Here is a 14,589-nt window from a genome sequence, read left to right on the forward strand (position 1 = left end):
CCCGGCCCGACGCCGCGGTGCTCAGCCCAGGTAGTGGAAGCCCGGGCGGGGGTGCATCAGGAACTCGTGGTGGGAGATGTTCCAGGCGTAGGCCCCGGCCATCGCGAAGACCACCCGGTCGCCGGCCCGCAGGGTCTCCACCGGCTGGTGGGCGGAGAGGACGTCCTTGGGGGTGCAGAGCTGGCCGGAGACGGTGACCTTGCCGGTGGAGACGGCGGGGCGCTCCCAGGGGTGCGGCCACTCCTCGACCGGCTGGACGGTGAAGGGCTGGTCGTGGCCGCGGGTGGCGGGGGTGCGCAGGTGGTGGGTGCCGCCGCGGACGATGGCGAAGTCCTCGCCGTGGCTCTGCTTCACGTCCAGCACCTCGGTGGCGTAGTACCCGCAGTAGGAGGTGAGGGCGCGGCCCGGCTCGATCCGCAGGGTCAGGCCGGGGTGCCGGTCCAGCAGCTCGGCCAGGCCCTTGCCGAAGGCGGTCCAGTCGAAGCGGGCGGACGGGTCGGCGTAGTCGACCGCCATGCCGCCGCCGACGTTGACCTCGTGCAGCAGGAAGCCGTGCTCCTCGGCCAGCGCCGCCGACCAGGCCACCACCCGCTCGGCCAGGCCGAGTTGGGCCTCCGCGTCCAGCCCGCTGGCCAGGTGGGCGTGCACGCCGCGCAGCCGCAGCCGCTCGAAGCCGGGCTCCGCCAGCAGCCGGACGCAGCGCTCGACCAGCGCCGGGTCCAGGCCGAAGGAGGTGGGCCGGCCGCCCATGGCCAGCTTCACGCCGTCCAGCGAGCCGTCGGTGACGGGGAGGTTGGCGCGCAGCAGCACGTCCACCGGCTCGACCGCAAGCGAGGCCAGCAGGCGCAGCTCGTGCTCGCTCTCCACGTGCCAGCGCCGCACGCCCAGCTCCAGCGCGGCGGCGATCTCGGCCGGGGTCTTGCCCGGGCCGCCGAAGGCCAGCGGGTGGTCCGGCACGGCGGTGTGCACATGGGCCAGCTCGCCGCCGGAGGAGACCTCGTAGCCGTCCACCGCATCGGCCAGGGCGGCCAGCACCGGCTGCTCGGGGTTGGCCTTGGCGGCGTAGTACAGCTCGACCCGCCCGGGCAGCGCGGCCCGGACGGCGGCGGCGTGGGCGCGGAGCGCGGCCAGGTCGTAGACGTAGACGGGGAACTGCTCGGGCGTCAGGGACGCCACCAGCTGCGGGACGGACTCGGTCATCAGACGCTCCAGCTCAGTGCGAGGACGGACTCGCCCAGCGGCGAGGGCAGCGGGACGTAGCCGGCCTCGCGGTCCGCCTTGCGCGCCCAGCGGGTCATCAGGTTGGCCTTGGCGGGCAGCGGCACCCCGGCGAGCAGGGCGGCCAGCCGCGGCGGGCAGCCGTGCGCGTCGGCGTACTCGCCGAGCACGGCGCGGAGTTCGGCCCAGAAGGCGGCCTCCGACCCCGGGTGCAGGTCGGCCAGGGCGGAGACGAACTCGGAGAGGTGGTTGACCACCAGGCAGTACACCACCCGGTCCCAGCCGCGCTGGGCGTCATAGGTCATCGGCCCGGCCACCTCGGGGGGCAGGGCGGCGAGCAGCGCGGCGTTCTGCTCGGGGAGCAGCTTGGTGCCCTCCAGGTCGCGGTAGAGCACCTGGACGGGGTGGCCCGCGGCGTCCACGCCGAGCAGCACGTTCTGCAGGTGCGGCTCCAGCACCACGCCGTGCTCGAAGTAGGCGGAGAGCACCGGCGGCACCGCCAGGCGCAGGTAGGCGCCCCACCACTCCAGCGCCTCGGCCGGACCCGAACCGCTCAGCAGGGAGCCGAGCTGGGCGGAGCTGGTCGGGTACTCGTCGGCCACCGCGGCGGCCAGCAGGGCGGTGGTGCCCGGCTTCAGGTGGCGCTCCAGGCCCTCGCGGACGATCAGGCCGAAGCCCTCGAAGAGCGAGACGTCCACCTCCCCGTCGGGCCCGGGCAGGGCCAGGGTGCGGAACGCGGGCTCGCGCAGCATCGCGGCCTCGGGGTGCTGCTCGGCCAGCCGGGCGAAGGGCTCGGCCAGCAGCCGGGTGAGGGTGACGGCGCCGGTCAGCTCGTAGGCGGCGTTCTTGCGCAGGCAGTTGGTGATCCGCACGTTCAGGCTGAACTTGAGGAAGGCGCCCGCGCCGTGCAGGGTGCGCACCGAGGCGGTGGCGGTGAAGTCCTCGCCGCGCTCGCCGAGGTCGATCACGTCGCCGCGCTCGATCGCGGCGGTCAGGCCGGGGTGGTCGTGCAGCAGTTCGTACTGCCAGGGGTGGGCGGGCAGCAGGGTGTAGCCCTCGGGCACCTCGCCGAGCGAGTCCAGCAGGGTGAGCGCGCCGGGGTCGGCGGTGTCCTGGGCGATGTACTCGCTGCGCACCGCGAGGTGGCGCAGGCGGAACGCCGCCCGGGCCTCGGGGGCGTAGTCGTCCCAGGAACCGCGCTCGGCGTAGCGGGACTTGGGGGCGGGGTGGAAGCGGTGGCCGAAGACCAGGGCCTGCTCGGACTCCAGGTAGCGGTCCGGGCCGGCGGCGGGGCGGCGGTCCAGGCCGTGGGCCACCCCGGCGCGGCTGGAGGCCAGCTGGGTGAGGAACTCCTCGTTGGTCACGCCGGTGCGCAGCGTGAGCTCGGCCTGGACGTGCCCGGCCAGCTCCTGCCAGGTCAACTCCCGCTCCTCGCCCGGGCCTTCCTGGAAGACCGGGCCGGTGAAGCGGTGCGCGCCGACCAGGGAGGTGCGGCGCAGCGCGACCCGCAGGGTCACGCCGCGCCGGGGCAGGCGCAGGTGCAGCACGCCGTCGGCCACGGCGCTCTGGTGCTCGGGGCCGGAGACCTCGCGGAGCAGGCAGTTGAGCAGGGTGTGCGCCACCGCGTGGTCGGCGGTGGGGAGTTCGGTGGGCGCCACGGACCGGAGGTCGGTGTCGGCGGGAGAGGTCATCGGTGGCTCCGGCGGGAGAGGAGGGCGAGGAGGGCGGCGGCCAGCGCGGCGACGGTGCCCGTCAGCACGGGGGCGGAGGCACCGAAGGCGCCGTTGACCAGCGCGGCCACCACCCCGGCGGCGACCGCGCCGCCCTTGGAGACGAATTCGAGCGAGCCGAACATGCGGCCCGGGGCCCGGCCGCGCGCGGCCTCGGCGGCGAGCACCGAGAGGCAGACCAGACCGAGGGTCAGGCCGACGCCGAGCAGCAGGCGGGCGAGGGTGAAGGTGAGCAGGGAGTGGGCCGGCCAGTGCGCGGCCAGGCCGAGCGCGACGAAGCCGAGGCCGACGGCCATCCCGGTGCGCGGCCGGTCGGCGAAGCGGGTGTGGACCCGCCCGGCGGCGGCCAGGTAGCACAGGTGCGGCAGGGCGAACAGCAGGCCGGTGACCGTCCCGTTGACCCCGGGCATCCGCTCCTCGACCAGCGAGACCAGATAGGGGAAGGAGATGATGGTGGAGAAGACGAAGCCGAACTCGAGGGCGTAGAGCAGCTTGAGCGAGCCGGCCGGCTGCTCGTCGGCGGTGCCCTCGGCGGCGCGCTCGGGCCGCTCGGGGCAGGCCGGCTCGGGCAGCAGCGAGAGCAGCGCGGCGGCGGCCAGCGGCAGCACCGCCATCACCAGGTACTGCCGGTGCGGGGATATCCAGGGCGAGAGCGCGCCGACCAGGATCGGCGCGGCCACCAGGGAGGCCCGGGCGGCGCCCTGCATCAGGGTGAGCGCCTTGGAGAGCTGGGAGCCCTCCAGCGCCGCGGCCAGGTAGCCGTTGGTGGCGGCGAAGGTGCCGCCGAGGAAGCCCTGGAGCACCAGTGCCACGGTGAAGGCGGGCAGGCTGTCGGCCCACCCGGCCAGCAGGAAGGAGACGGTGAGCCCGAGTTGGGCCCGCAGCAGCAGCCGCTTGCGGCCGAAGCGGTCGGCCAGCCGGCCCCAGAGCGGGGCGCCCAGGCCGCTGAAGACCGTCGGCACGATGTAGAGGACCCCGGCCCAGCTGCCGTCCGCGTCGCCGAGCCCGGGCAGGATCGCGGTGAGGAAGGGCGGCAGGCCGAGCGCGGCGAAGGAGGCCACGAAGTAGCAGGCGGCCACGGCGTGCACCTGACGGCGGTCCAGCCCGGCCGGAGCCGGGGCCAGGACGGCGCGCTCGGCGGCGGCGGTGGTCATCGGGCGTCCGCCCGGGTCCCGGCCGCGCCGCCGTCGGCCGCCCCGGCCCCTCCGCCCTGCGGAGTTCCGCTCGGCAGCAGGTAGTTGGGCCCGGAGGTGTAGTGCTTGTTGATGTCGGCGGCGCCCGAGCGCTCCTTGCTGAGCAGCGACCCGGCGGTGACCATCGCCTTCACCGGCAGCCGCTCGGCCTCCAACAGGCCGGCCCGCAGGCCCTCGCCGGCCGGGCCGATCCGCTCGACCCCGTGCTCCAGGGCCTCCCGCAGCAGGCCGAGGGTCTCCTCCAGCGGTGCCCGGCCGTGCTCGGCCAGTCCGAAGGCCAGTGAGGCGGTGCACAGGTGCCCGGTGATGGTGGTGAACAGGTCGGTGATCGCCCGGTCGGTCTCCGAGAAGGTCCGCGGGTCGGTGAAGTCCGCCGTGTGGGCGGCGAGTTCGCCGATCCGGGCGGAGTTCACCCGGGGGCCGTCGTTGTCCTTGTACAGCAGCCGCAGCCGGGTGGCGCCGTCCACGGTGTCCAGCACCAGCGAGGTGTTCTGCTGGTGCGACTCCAACGCGAACCCCAGCCCGTACAGTGCGGTCTGCCAGTCGATCAGCAGCTCCAGCAGCGCCCGGTAGAGCGCGAGCGCCGAGCCGCCGTAGAAGCGCTCGGCGAGTAGGTCGATCACCAGCCCGCCGGGGGCCTCGGCCAGCAGCGAGGCCAGCGGCACCGTCACGGCCCGCTCCAGACCGGCCGGGTAACGCCGGGTCAGCACCGCCACCAGCTCGTGGCCGGTGTGCGCGTAGCCCTGCTCGTCGGCGTGCAGGATCCGCTCGGCGAAGCGCGGCTCGCGGGCCAGTACGGCCTCGATCAGCCGCTGCCCGGCCGCGCCGTCCTCCAGCACCCCGGGCTTGATGGTGCGCCGGTTGCGCAGGCCCAGGGTGGCGGTGGCCAGCGGCAGCTTGAGGTGCCACTCGGGGTTGTCCACCAGGGCGACGGTGCGCATCGACAGGGTGGGCACCACCTCCAGGTACGAGGGCCCGGCCAGCACCGCACCGGGGGTGGCGGCCAGCGCGTCCGCGGTGCTCAGCGGGTGCACCGGGAGCGGCAGGTGGGTGCCGGTCAGTTCGCCCAGCCCCAGCCGCTCCAGGGTCGGCCACCAGGCGGGGCGCTCCCCGAGGGTGTCCACCGCGAGCGCGCCGGTCGGCACGGCCAGCCAGCGCAGCTCGAAGGAGGGGTGGAACTCCGGTGCGTACTGCCGAAGTTCGGCGTCGCTCAGGCCGGAGCGGCCGCGCGCGGTCGGGTAGACCGGGTGGTCGAGGAAGGCGGCCAGGGTGTCGAAGGCGAGCGAGGCGCCGAGGCCCTCCCAGTGGGCGGGGCGCTCGCCGTGGCGCAGCGCCAGCAGGTCCAGCACCTGGCCGTGGACGGCCTCGTGCAGCTCCATGGTGGCCAGGGTCTGGCGGCACTCCTCGGCGAAGCCCCGGTAGCCGTCCCGGTCCTGCGGGTCGGCCAGCTCGGCCAGATGGGCCAGGACGTCGTCCAGCGCGGTGAGTTCGCGGCCGTCGGCCAGCAGCAGTGGCAGCCGGGCGGTCCACTCGCTCTGGAAGCCGTCCGGGCGGACCGGCAGGGCCAGCGTCCCGGCCCGCAGCCAGGCGCCGTCGGCGCGCTGCTCCAGGACGCTCTGGGTGCGCAGGCCGAGCACGTCCTCGCGCAGCAGCGCGCCGAGCACCCGCAGGGTCAGCTGCTCGGCGGCGGTGTGCAGCCGGACGGCGCTCATGCGCCGATCTCCCAGCGGTTCGCGGCGATGAACTCCGCCACGGTCCGGTCCACCGACTCCTGGTCGGGGCCGACGGCCCAGACCATGCCGAGGTAGTCCCGGTTGGTGCCGTAGTGGTCGTGCTTCTCGCCCACCCCGCGCACCGGGCGGTAGGAGAGCCGGACGCCGTCGACCTCGCCGTCGTACGGGCCGGGGGCGGCGTGCAGGGTGCCGGCCCGGTCGGCCAGCACGCCCTCGTTGCGGGCGCGCTTGTCGGTGCGGGCGCCGAGGTCGGCGGGGAGGGGGACGCCGAGGTGCGCGTTGAGCACGTGCTCGAAGAACGGGATCTCCAGCAGCTCGGCCAGCATCAGGTCGCAGGTGTCGCCGATGGCGCGGTAGTTGACCTCGATCAGGCGGGCCCGGCCGTCGGCCTGCACCACGAACTCGGTGTGGCAGGCGCCGAGGTTCACGCCGACCGCGTCCAGCTGGGCGAGCACCTGCGCGGTGACCGCCTCCGGGTGCGCGGGGACGTAGAACAGCACCTCCTCGATGAAGTTCGGCGGCGGCGAGAGCCGGGTGTGGAAGCCGCCCAGCACGTGCCGGGTGGTGCCGTCGCCGAGCGTCTCCAGGGTGTACAGCTCACCGGTCAGGAACTCCTCGACCAGCAGCACCGCCCCGGCCCGGCGGCCGCGGATCTCCCGGACGGCGGCGGCCAGTTGCTCGGCGTCCTCGACCAGGGTGACGTCCTCGCTGGCCACGCCCTCGCGCGGCTTGACCACGCAGGGGAACGGCGGGGTGAGGGCGGCCGGGTCGTCCTCCGGGGCCAGCTCGGCGGACCAGACCTCGTCCAGCCCGGCGGCGGCCAGGTGACGGCGCAGCTCGCCCTTGTTCTTGGCCCGGAAGGCGGCCTTCCAGTCCTTGCCCGGCAGGCCGAAGTACTCGGCGGCCAGGGCGGTCTGCACCTGGAGGTGGTCGCTGTTGCTGAACACCGCGTCGGGGGCCGGGAGCTGCGAGATCAGCCCGATCACCTCGCGGTGGTCCTGCACCGCGCACTCCAGCACCTCGGGCGCGAACTCCAGGCCCTCGTAGGCGCGTCGGTGCGCCTCGGCGTGGTCCGTGAGCACGGTGACCGTCAGGCCCAGTCTCGCCGCGGCGGGCAGGAATCCCTGGGTGACGGAGTCGGTGGGGTTGAGCGCGAGCAGGTACATCCGCATGCCGGAAGGTCCTCTTCGGGGTGAGGGGGTGGCCGGGGGAGGCATGGTGTGGGCACGCCTCCCCGAACGGCCGGGTGGGGGTGACTACTTGGGCGCCTCGACGCCGGCGGCCTTGGCGATGTCGCCGAGCATCTGCTCCGCGGCCAGCACGCCGATGCCCGACATCCAGGTCTCGTCCGGCACGTTGAAGACCTTGTTGTTCTTCACCGCGTTCAGGCCCTGCCAGACCGGGTTGGCCTGGGTCTCGGCCTGCTTGGTCTTGCTGGGGTCGGTGGCGACGGTGACGAAGACCAGGTCGGCGTCGGCCTGGCTGATCTGCTCGGTGGAGATGTCCAGGATGTTCTTGTCCACGTCCTGCGCCGCCGGGCGGTTCAGGCCGATGTCCTTCAGCACGGTGCCGGAGTAGGAGGACTTGGCGTAGAGGCGGGTCGGGCCGGCCACGAAGCGGACCACCGAGGCGGTCGGGGCGGTGCCGCCGTTCTTGGCCTTGATCTCCTCGCCGAGCTTCTTGGCCTTGGCCTCGTAGTCGGAGAGCTTCTGCTTGGCCTCGGCCTCCTTGCCCAGGGCCTGCGCGTAGAGGGCCAGGTTCTCCTTCCACGGGAAGCCCGTGGTCTCGGCGAACACGGTCGGGGCGATGGCGTTGAGCTTGTCGTAGACCTTCTCGTGCCGGACCTTCGAGGAGAGGATCAGGTCGGGCTTGAGGGAGGCGATCAGCTCCAGGTTGGGCTCGGCGCTCGGGCCGACGTCCTTGGTGCCGGTGACCTTGCCGGACAGGTAGGCCGGGAAGCCGCCCTCGGTCTTCAGGTGCGGGGCGACCGCGCCGACCGGGGTGATGCCCAGCAGGACCACGTCGTCCAGCTCGCCGCTGTCCAGCACCACGACCTTCTTGGGCTGGGTCTTGATCTCGGCGGTGCCCATGGCGTGCTTGACGCTGCGCGGGAAGACCGCGGCGTCGGCGGCCTTCGAGCCCTCGGCGGCCGGCTTGGCGTCGCCCGACGTGGCGCTGGAGCCGCAGGCGGCGAGCGAGACGGTGAGGGCGGCGGCCAGGAGGACGGCGGGGGTTCTGCGCATGACGGGTTCCTTGCTGTGAGAGGTTTCGGGCAGGGTGGAGCGACCGGCGGCGCGGCGGGGGAGCCCGGGCCGGGAGTTCGGGGGGTGGGGGTGCGTCAGACGCGCGCCGGGCGGCGGCTCCTGGCGCGGGGGACGACCAGCGGGGTGCCGGTCTCGGGGTCGGGGACGACCTGGCAGGGCACCTGGAAGACGCTCTCCACCAGCTCGGCGGTGAGCACCTCGGCCGGTGCCCCGGCGGCCATCAGGTGACCGTCCTTCAGCACCACCAGGTGGTCGGCGTACCGGGCCGCCTGGCCGAGGTCGTGCAGCACCATCACCACGGTGCGCCCGGCCTCCTCGTGCAGGTCGGCGACCAGGTCGAGCACGTCCAGCTGGTGGCGCAGGTCGAGGAAGGTGGTCGGCTCGTCCAGCAGCAGCAGATCGGTGTCCTGGGCCAGCGCGAGCGCGATCCAGGCCCGCTGCCGCTGGCCCCCGGAGAGTTGGTCCACCGGCCGGTCGCGCAGCTCCGCCGTCCCGGTCCGGGTCAGGGCCTCCTCGACGGCGGCCTGGTCGGCGGCCGACCAGGGGCTGAGCATCCGCTGGTGCGGGTACCGGCCGAGCCGGACCAGCGACTCCACGGTGATCGCCTCGGGGGTGACGGGCTGCTGCGGCAGCAGGCCGAGCCGCTTGGCCAGCGCACGGGCGGGCATCCGGTGGATGTCGGAGCCGTCCAGGGTGACGGTGCCGGCCGCCGGGGCCAGCAGCCGGGTGAGGCCGCGCAGCAGGGTGGACTTGCCGCAGGCGTTCGGGCCGACGATCGCGGTCACCGCACCGCCGGGCAGGGTGAGGTCCAGGCCGTCGACGATCACGCGGTCGCCGTAGCGCAGCTGGAGACCGGCGGTGGCCAGCTGATCGGGCTTGACGGTCATGCGTTCCTCCCCTGGGGCAGCCGCCCCTGGCGGATCATCAGGACCAGCAGCCAGGGCGCACCGAGGGTCGCGGTGACGGCGCCGACCGGCAGGCCGTGGACGGGCAGCAGGTTGAGCACCGCGTAGTCGGAGCCGAGCAGCAGCAGGGCGCCGGTGAGCGCGGTCAGGACGAGGGTGCCCGGGGTGGGCGGTCCGGCCAGGAAGCGGACCAGGTGCGGCACCGCCAGGGCGACGAAGGAGACCGGGCCGGTCAGCCCGGCGGCCAGCGAGGCCAGCGTGACGGTGAGCAGCAGCAGGGCCAGCCGGGTGCGGTGCGGGTCCAGCCCGAGGCCGCCGGCCGAGTCGTCGCCCAGGTCCAGCACCGCGACCTGACGGTTCAGCAGGAAGGCCAGCACGGTGAGCACGGCGATCGCGGAGCCGCAGAGCTGGATCTCGGTCCAGTTCCGCCCGTAGAGCGAGCCGGTGGTCCACTGCATCGCGGAGGAGGCCAGCTCGGCCGGGAAGCGGACGATCATCAGGTTGACCGCGGCCGCGAGACCGGACTGCACGGCCAGGCCGACCAGGACCAGCCGGGTGACGGCGATCTTCGAGCGCCAGGCGAAGCCGCCGAGCAGCAGCGCGGCCAGCAGGCCGCCGCCCAGCGCGGCCAGCGGGATGAGCAGTTGCGAGGCGCCCAGCGCCAGCATCAGCACCGCGCCGAAGGAGGCGCCGCCGGTCACGCCGACCACGTCGGGCGAGGCCAGCGGATTGCGGAACAGACGCTGCAGCAGCGAGCCGGCCACCGCCAGCGCGGCGCCCGCGATCAGTGCCGAGACCACCCGGGGGGCACGGAACTCCTGCACCACCAGCACGTCGCCCGAGTCGCCCAGGCCGATCAGCGCGCGCAGCGCGTCCAGCAGCGGGAGCTTCACCTGACCGGTGCTCAGGGCCAGCCCGGTGAGCAGCACCAGAGCGGCCGTCAGGGCCAGGCCGATCAGCAGGGTGCGGCGGCGCTGCCGGGCGAGGGCGCCGCCGCGCGGGGCGGTGGCGGGAGCGGTGAGGACGCTGGTCATCAGCGGGCCGCCTTCCGGGCCAGGACCGCCAGCAGCGGGGCGCCGAGGAAGGCCGTGACGATCCCGACCTCGATCTCCGAGGGGCGCACCACCAGACGGCCGAGCACGTCGGCGGCGAGCAGCAGCACCGGGCCGCCGATCATGCAGCCGGGCACCAGCCAGCGGTGGTCGTTGCCGAGGAAGGGGCGGAGCAGGTGGGGTGCGGCCAGCCCGATGAAGGCCACCGGCCCGGCCACCGCGACGGCGGTACCGGCCAGCAGGATCACCGCGAGCCCGCCGAGCACCCGGATCCGGGCCACCGGGACACCCAGCGACTGGGCCGTCTCGTCGCCGAGCGCCAGTGCGTTCAGCGCGGGGGAGACCAGCAGGGCCAGCACCAGGCCGAGCAGCAGCAGCGGCAGCACCGGGTAGAGCACGTCCAGGCTGCGGCCGCCGATCGAACCGGCCAGCCAGAACCGGGCCTCGTCCAGGGTGCGGCGGCTGGCCAGCATCACGGCCGAGGTCCAGGCGGTGAGCACGGCGGTCAGCACCGTGCCGCCGAGGGCCAGCCGGACGGGGTCCAGGTCACCCGAGCGGCGGGCCATCGAGTAGGCCAGCACCGCGGCGCCGGCCGCGCCGGCGAGGGCGAACCAGACGTACTCGACCGGCTGGCCGAGCTTCAGGGTGAAGATGGCCACCACCACGGCCAGGCTGGCGCCGGCGTTGATCCCGAGGGTGGTGGGGGCGGCCAGCGGGTTGCGGGTGACGCCCTGGGCGACCGCCCCGGCCGCGCCGAGCGCGGCGCCGACCGCGAGCCCGATCACCGTGCGGGGGACCCGCAGGCCGGTGACCACGTCGGCGTCGCCTCCGGTGAGCCGCCCTGACAGCGCGTCAAGGACGGTGCCCAGCGGGATCGGTCGCGTCCCGAGGGCGAGGCTGAGCGCCGTGCACAGCACGAGCGCGGCGAGACCGACGAGCAGGACGAGGGATCGCCTGGCCGGGGAGGTCCGCTGCGCCGGGGCTGTGGACTCCGGCTGGTCGGTGGTGAGCACAGGTCAGGATCTTAGGTTAGCTTGCCCTAAGTGAGTCAAGCCGGGGCTCGGCTCTTTCTCATCTCGCCCCGATGTCTATAAGGTGAGGCTCACCTTATTCGATCTAGGAGATCCGATGCTCCAGGTGGTGCCCGCAGCGCCCTCCGAGGCCGCCCGGCTGGCCGACGCGCTGCGCTCGGTGGTCGACGTCTGCGGGACGCTCCGTGTCCGGATCATCGAATCCGGCCAGGACGGGCCGACGGCCCGTCAGGGCTGGCTCCCGGTCTCCGAACTCCCCTCCCGGATCGAGGACCTGATCGCCGGTGAGGTGACCCGGATCACGGAGGAGCACGGCGCCGTCCCCCGCTCGCACGTGGCCGCCTCCCGCCTGCTGCACCACTACCTCTGGTCCGTCTGCCTGCTCTTCACCGGCCCCTGGTACCTGACCGGCCGGATCCCGGCGATCGACCCGTCGCAGCTCTGGATCTCCCCCGCGACGGGGGACCTGACGCTCCGTCCGGGCTGCTCCGCCCCCGGCGACGAGGACGGGCTCCGGGCCGCGGTGGCCGCCCACGTCACCCCCGTGCTGGAGGCCTTCCGGCCGCACGTGAAGCGTGGGGACCGCGCCCTGTGGGGGATGGTGACGGACGACCTGGTCTCCGGCATCTGGTACCTCGGCCGGATGCTCGGCCAGGAGGAGCACGCCGCCCGCACCGCCGCCGCCGTCCTCCCCGGCTCCACCGCCCCCTTCCCCGGCGGCGCCGACTTCCGCCGCCTGCCCGGCACCGAGGGCCGCACCCACCTCACCCGGACCCGCCTCGGCTGCTGCCTCTACTACGCCGTCAGCCCGCCCACCGCCTGCGTCACGTGCCCCCGCACCCCTGACGCCGAACGCGTCCCCCGTCTGGAGGCCTGAACCGTCCGGCAGTTGACGGAGAGCGCGAGGCGGTCTGTGCCGGTCGCGGTTGTTTCCCTACCGTGGTGCTGTCCGGCCTCCGCCACTTCCTGAGGGCGGCGGAGGCCGGCCCTACGGCGTCGGTCGCGCGAGGAACGTACGTGGTCACCCTGGGGGCGCGAGGAACTGCGCGCAGGGGTACGGCAGTACGTTCAACTGGCTCGCATGCCCCGACCTCACGCTGGTCCGCCTTCCGTACTCGCGCAGTTCCTCGCGCCCCCGATGGCGTAGCCACTTACGCCACGGCGGGGCGGTAGCGGTCGGCGGTGGCGGTCGTGGCGGTGAGGAGCAGGGCGCCGAGGGCGAAGCAGGCCGTCAGGGTGAAGGGCGCGGTGGAGCCGTAGGACTCCGCGAGGCGCCCGGCGGCCAGGGTGCCGGCGGCCTGGGCCAGGGTGATGGAGCTGACCAGGGCGGCCATCGCCTCGCCCAAGCGGGCGGTGGGGACGGTCCGTTCGACCAGGCCGAACATCGTGATCATCTGCGGGGCGATGGCCAGCCCGAGGCCGCCGACCGCCAGGGCCAGGCCGGTCACCGTGGAGACCAGCAGCAGCGGCAGCGCCGCCGCGAGCAGCAGCCCCGCCGACATCCGCAGTCGCAGCGGCAGGTCCCAACGGGAGGGCAGGCCCGCCGTGATGACGCCCGCCACCGCGCTGGTGCCGCCCATCAGGCCGTAGACCAGCCCGGCCGCCCCCGGGTGTCCGAAGGCCTCGGCGGAGGCGGTGACCCCGACCTGGACCGAGCCGAAGCAGGCGCCGAGCAGCCCCATCCCGCCCAGCAGCAGCGCGTACGGCACGCTCAACAGCCGCCCGGGTGACCGCTGTTGGGTCGCGTGGCCGGGCGCCGCGGTGGGGTGGAGCGCGAACAGCGTGCCGCAGACCGCGACCAGTCCGGCCGCGACCAGCAGCCCCGCCGCCGGGTCGATCAGGGTGGCGAGCAGGCCGATCACGGCCGGCCCGGCCGTGAAGCTGATCTCGTCCACGGTGCCGTCCAGCGAGAGCGTCGCCGAGGTCAACTCGCCGTCGCCGTCGGCCAGTCGGATCCAGCGGCTGCGCGAGAGCGGCCCGATCAGCGGCACCGAGAGCCCGATCAGGGTGGCGGCGGCGAGCTGCAGCGCGAAGGCGGCGTCCAGCCGGGAGCCGAGCACCAGGCCGAGGATCGCCAGCGCGTTGACGAGGGCGGCGGGAAGGCCGATCCGGCGCTGGCCGTGCCGGTCGGCCAGCCGGCCGACCAGCGGGCCGCCGGCCGCCTGGCCGAGGGCCAGCACGCCGGTCGCGGCCGAGCCGCGCCAGACGCTTCCGGTGTCGTGGGTGACCAGCAGTAGGGCGCCGATCGGGCACATCGCGTTGGGCAGCCGGCCGAGCGCGGACCAGAGCAGGACCCGCCCGCCGGTCAGCCGTGCGGCGGTCGCGAACGTGGAGAAGACAGCGGCCATCCCAGCCCCCCGGGAGTCCGGGCCGGTCTCGGGGCGCCCGCCTCCCGTCCACCGGCCCTGAGGAGTGGTCATCCCGCGGGTGCGTGACCCGACCCTAGGCAACGGGGGTCGGGTGAAGGAACAGTGCGATCACCCAAGCAGGACGCCCCCTGACGGACCGTGACAGGGGGCGTCCTACGAACCGGACGGGCCGCGACCCCTCACGGGCCGCCCGGCAGACCTACTTAGGCAACCCTAAGTTGGCTCCGTCCCGGTGCGCAAGCCGTCTCAGGATTCGATCAGCGCCCGGTACTCCGCCGTCACCCGGCGGTCCATCGCGAGGCCGAACTGGGCGTCCGCCACCGAGCGGGCCAGCGGCCGCAGTCGCTGCACCTTCTCGGCCAGCCGGTCCACCTCGCCGGGCGTCAGCTCCGCCACGTGCTCCAGCGAGCCGAGCAGTTGATCGCGGATCAGCGAGGTGAAGGCCTCCGCCATCGCGTCCGCGTACTCCTGCGCCTTCCGGCTGACCGCCAGCACGGCCTCCAGGGGGACGCCCTCGGCGACCAGTTCCCGGGTGGCGTCCATCAGCCGGCGGCTGACATGGGTGATGCCGTCCTCCTCGACCGTGACGTAGCCCTGGGCGATCGACTCGGCGGTGGTGGTCTCGGTCAGCTGCTCGCCGAAGGCGTGCCGCAGCTCGTCCCAGCTGAGGTGGACCGGGGTCTCGTCGGACCAGGGCGCGGTGATCGCGTCCCGCAGCCCGATCAGCCCGGCCACGTCCTGCCCGCTCTCCCCGGCCCCGATCAACTCGGCGATCCCGCCCAGGGTGTGGCCACGCTCCAGCAGTTCGCCGATCACCCGCAGCCGCTCCAGGTGCCGCTCCCCGTACCAGGCGATCCGGCCCTCCCGGCGGGGCGGCTGGAGCAGCTTGCGCTCCCGGTAGAACCGCAGCGTGCGGGAGGTGATCCCGGCCGCCCCGGCCAGCTCCTCGACCCGGTACTCGCGCTCTCCGCGCCGCTGCTCGATCTCCACGGCGCCCAGCATAGGCGCGGTCCGGGTCGACGGAACCACGGAAAACCGATGCCGTCCGCCTTCTTCCACTGAGTGTCAGCAAGGACTACCCTGCCAATCGCGCC

Annotated in this window: 12 protein-coding genes; 1 reads left to right on the top strand and 11 read right to left on the bottom strand. The window is 74.3% G+C overall.

Going from position 1 to position 14,589, the window contains the following annotated elements; all coding sequences use genetic code 11:
- Positions 1 to 21 precede the first annotated feature (21 nt).
- The 9 genes from ACWEPF_RS07115 to ACWEPF_RS07155 form a co-directional block, all read right to left on the bottom strand.
- Positions 22 to 1,200 (bottom strand): type III PLP-dependent enzyme, encoded by a 1,179-nt coding sequence (locus ACWEPF_RS07115; RefSeq protein ID WP_452171758.1) that lies wholly within the window; start codon positions 1,198 to 1,200, stop codon positions 22 to 24.
- Complete coding sequence (locus tag ACWEPF_RS07120; protein WP_452171759.1) at positions 1,200 to 2,909, bottom strand: IucA/IucC family protein; 1,710 nt, start codon at positions 2,907 to 2,909, stop codon at positions 1,200 to 1,202. Before ACWEPF_RS07120 ends, ACWEPF_RS07115 begins: the two co-directional genes overlap by 1 nt.
- The gene (locus ACWEPF_RS07125; protein WP_452171760.1) at positions 2,906 to 4,102 is read right to left on the bottom strand and encodes an MFS transporter; all 1,197 of its coding nucleotides are present in this window, start codon (positions 4,100 to 4,102) and stop codon (positions 2,906 to 2,908) included. Before ACWEPF_RS07125 ends, ACWEPF_RS07120 begins: the two co-directional genes overlap by 4 nt.
- Entirely contained in the window at positions 4,099 to 5,853 is a 1,755-nt protein-coding gene (locus tag ACWEPF_RS07130; RefSeq protein WP_452171761.1) for an IucA/IucC family protein, read from the bottom strand. Before ACWEPF_RS07130 ends, ACWEPF_RS07125 begins: the two co-directional genes overlap by 4 nt.
- Complete coding sequence (locus ACWEPF_RS07135) at positions 5,850 to 7,046, bottom strand: ATP-grasp domain-containing protein (RefSeq protein ID WP_452171762.1); 1,197 nt, start codon at positions 7,044 to 7,046, stop codon at positions 5,850 to 5,852. Before ACWEPF_RS07135 ends, ACWEPF_RS07130 begins: the two co-directional genes overlap by 4 nt.
- 84 nt (positions 7,047 to 7,130) lie before the next feature.
- Complete coding sequence (locus ACWEPF_RS07140) at positions 7,131 to 8,117, bottom strand: ABC transporter substrate-binding protein (protein ID WP_380150525.1); 987 nt, start codon at positions 8,115 to 8,117, stop codon at positions 7,131 to 7,133.
- Positions 8,118 to 8,212: 95 nt separating this feature from the next.
- Positions 8,213 to 9,025 carry an ABC transporter ATP-binding protein gene (locus tag ACWEPF_RS07145; protein WP_380150524.1) on the bottom strand — a complete coding sequence of 271 codons (813 nt, stop codon included), beginning with the start codon at positions 9,023 to 9,025 and terminating at the stop codon, positions 8,213 to 8,215.
- Positions 9,022 to 10,077, bottom strand: coding sequence for a FecCD family ABC transporter permease (locus ACWEPF_RS07150; protein WP_452171763.1), 1,056 nt, complete (start codon positions 10,075 to 10,077; stop codon positions 9,022 to 9,024). Before ACWEPF_RS07150 ends, ACWEPF_RS07145 begins: the two co-directional genes overlap by 4 nt.
- Positions 10,077 to 11,036, bottom strand: a complete 960-nt coding sequence (locus tag ACWEPF_RS07155) for a FecCD family ABC transporter permease (RefSeq protein ID WP_345283399.1) — start codon at positions 11,034 to 11,036, stop codon at positions 10,077 to 10,079. Before ACWEPF_RS07155 ends, ACWEPF_RS07150 begins: the two co-directional genes overlap by 1 nt.
- Positions 11,037 to 11,223: 187 nt before the next feature.
- Between ACWEPF_RS07155 and ACWEPF_RS07160 the strand changes: the two genes are divergently transcribed.
- Positions 11,224 to 12,003 (top strand): iron-sulfur protein, encoded by a 780-nt coding sequence (locus ACWEPF_RS07160; RefSeq protein ID WP_452171764.1) that lies wholly within the window; start codon positions 11,224 to 11,226, stop codon positions 12,001 to 12,003.
- A 274-nt stretch (positions 12,004 to 12,277) separates the two neighbouring features.
- On the opposite strand, the gene ACWEPF_RS07165 is transcribed toward ACWEPF_RS07160, so the two are convergent.
- Positions 12,278 to 13,474, bottom strand: coding sequence for an MFS transporter (locus tag ACWEPF_RS07165; protein ID WP_452171765.1), 1,197 nt, complete (start codon positions 13,472 to 13,474; stop codon positions 12,278 to 12,280).
- Positions 13,475 to 13,741: 267 nt separating this feature from the next.
- Positions 13,742 to 14,497 (bottom strand): MerR family transcriptional regulator, encoded by a 756-nt coding sequence (locus ACWEPF_RS07170; protein WP_452171766.1) that lies wholly within the window; start codon positions 14,495 to 14,497, stop codon positions 13,742 to 13,744.
- Between the last annotated feature and the right edge of the window lie 92 nt (positions 14,498 to 14,589).

Source organism: Kitasatospora sp. NPDC004289 (assembly GCF_053602875.1).

Coding starts and splice junctions, on each gene's coding strand:
- ACWEPF_RS07115 (WP_452171758.1), bottom strand. CDS start 1,200: ATGACCGAGTCCGTCCCGCAGCTGGTGGCGTCCCTGACGCCCGAGCAG.
- ACWEPF_RS07120 (WP_452171759.1), bottom strand. CDS start 2,909: ATGACCTCTCCCGCCGACACCGACCTCCGGTCCGTGGCGCCCACCGAA.
- ACWEPF_RS07125 (WP_452171760.1), bottom strand. CDS start 4,102: ATGACCACCGCCGCCGCCGAGCGCGCCGTCCTGGCCCCGGCTCCGGCC.
- ACWEPF_RS07130 (WP_452171761.1), bottom strand. CDS start 5,853: ATGAGCGCCGTCCGGCTGCACACCGCCGCCGAGCAGCTGACCCTGCGG.
- ACWEPF_RS07135 (WP_452171762.1), bottom strand. CDS start 7,046: ATGCGGATGTACCTGCTCGCGCTCAACCCCACCGACTCCGTCACCCAG.
- ACWEPF_RS07140 (WP_380150525.1), bottom strand. CDS start 8,117: ATGCGCAGAACCCCCGCCGTCCTCCTGGCCGCCGCCCTCACCGTCTCG.
- ACWEPF_RS07145 (WP_380150524.1), bottom strand. CDS start 9,025: ATGACCGTCAAGCCCGATCAGCTGGCCACCGCCGGTCTCCAGCTGCGC.
- ACWEPF_RS07150 (WP_452171763.1), bottom strand. CDS start 10,077: ATGACCAGCGTCCTCACCGCTCCCGCCACCGCCCCGCGCGGCGGCGCC.
- ACWEPF_RS07160 (WP_452171764.1), top strand. CDS start 11,224: ATGCTCCAGGTGGTGCCCGCAGCGCCCTCCGAGGCCGCCCGGCTGGCC.
- ACWEPF_RS07165 (WP_452171765.1), bottom strand. CDS start 13,474: ATGGCCGCTGTCTTCTCCACGTTCGCGACCGCCGCACGGCTGACCGGC.
- ACWEPF_RS07170 (WP_452171766.1), bottom strand. CDS start 14,497: ATGCTGGGCGCCGTGGAGATCGAGCAGCGGCGCGGAGAGCGCGAGTAC.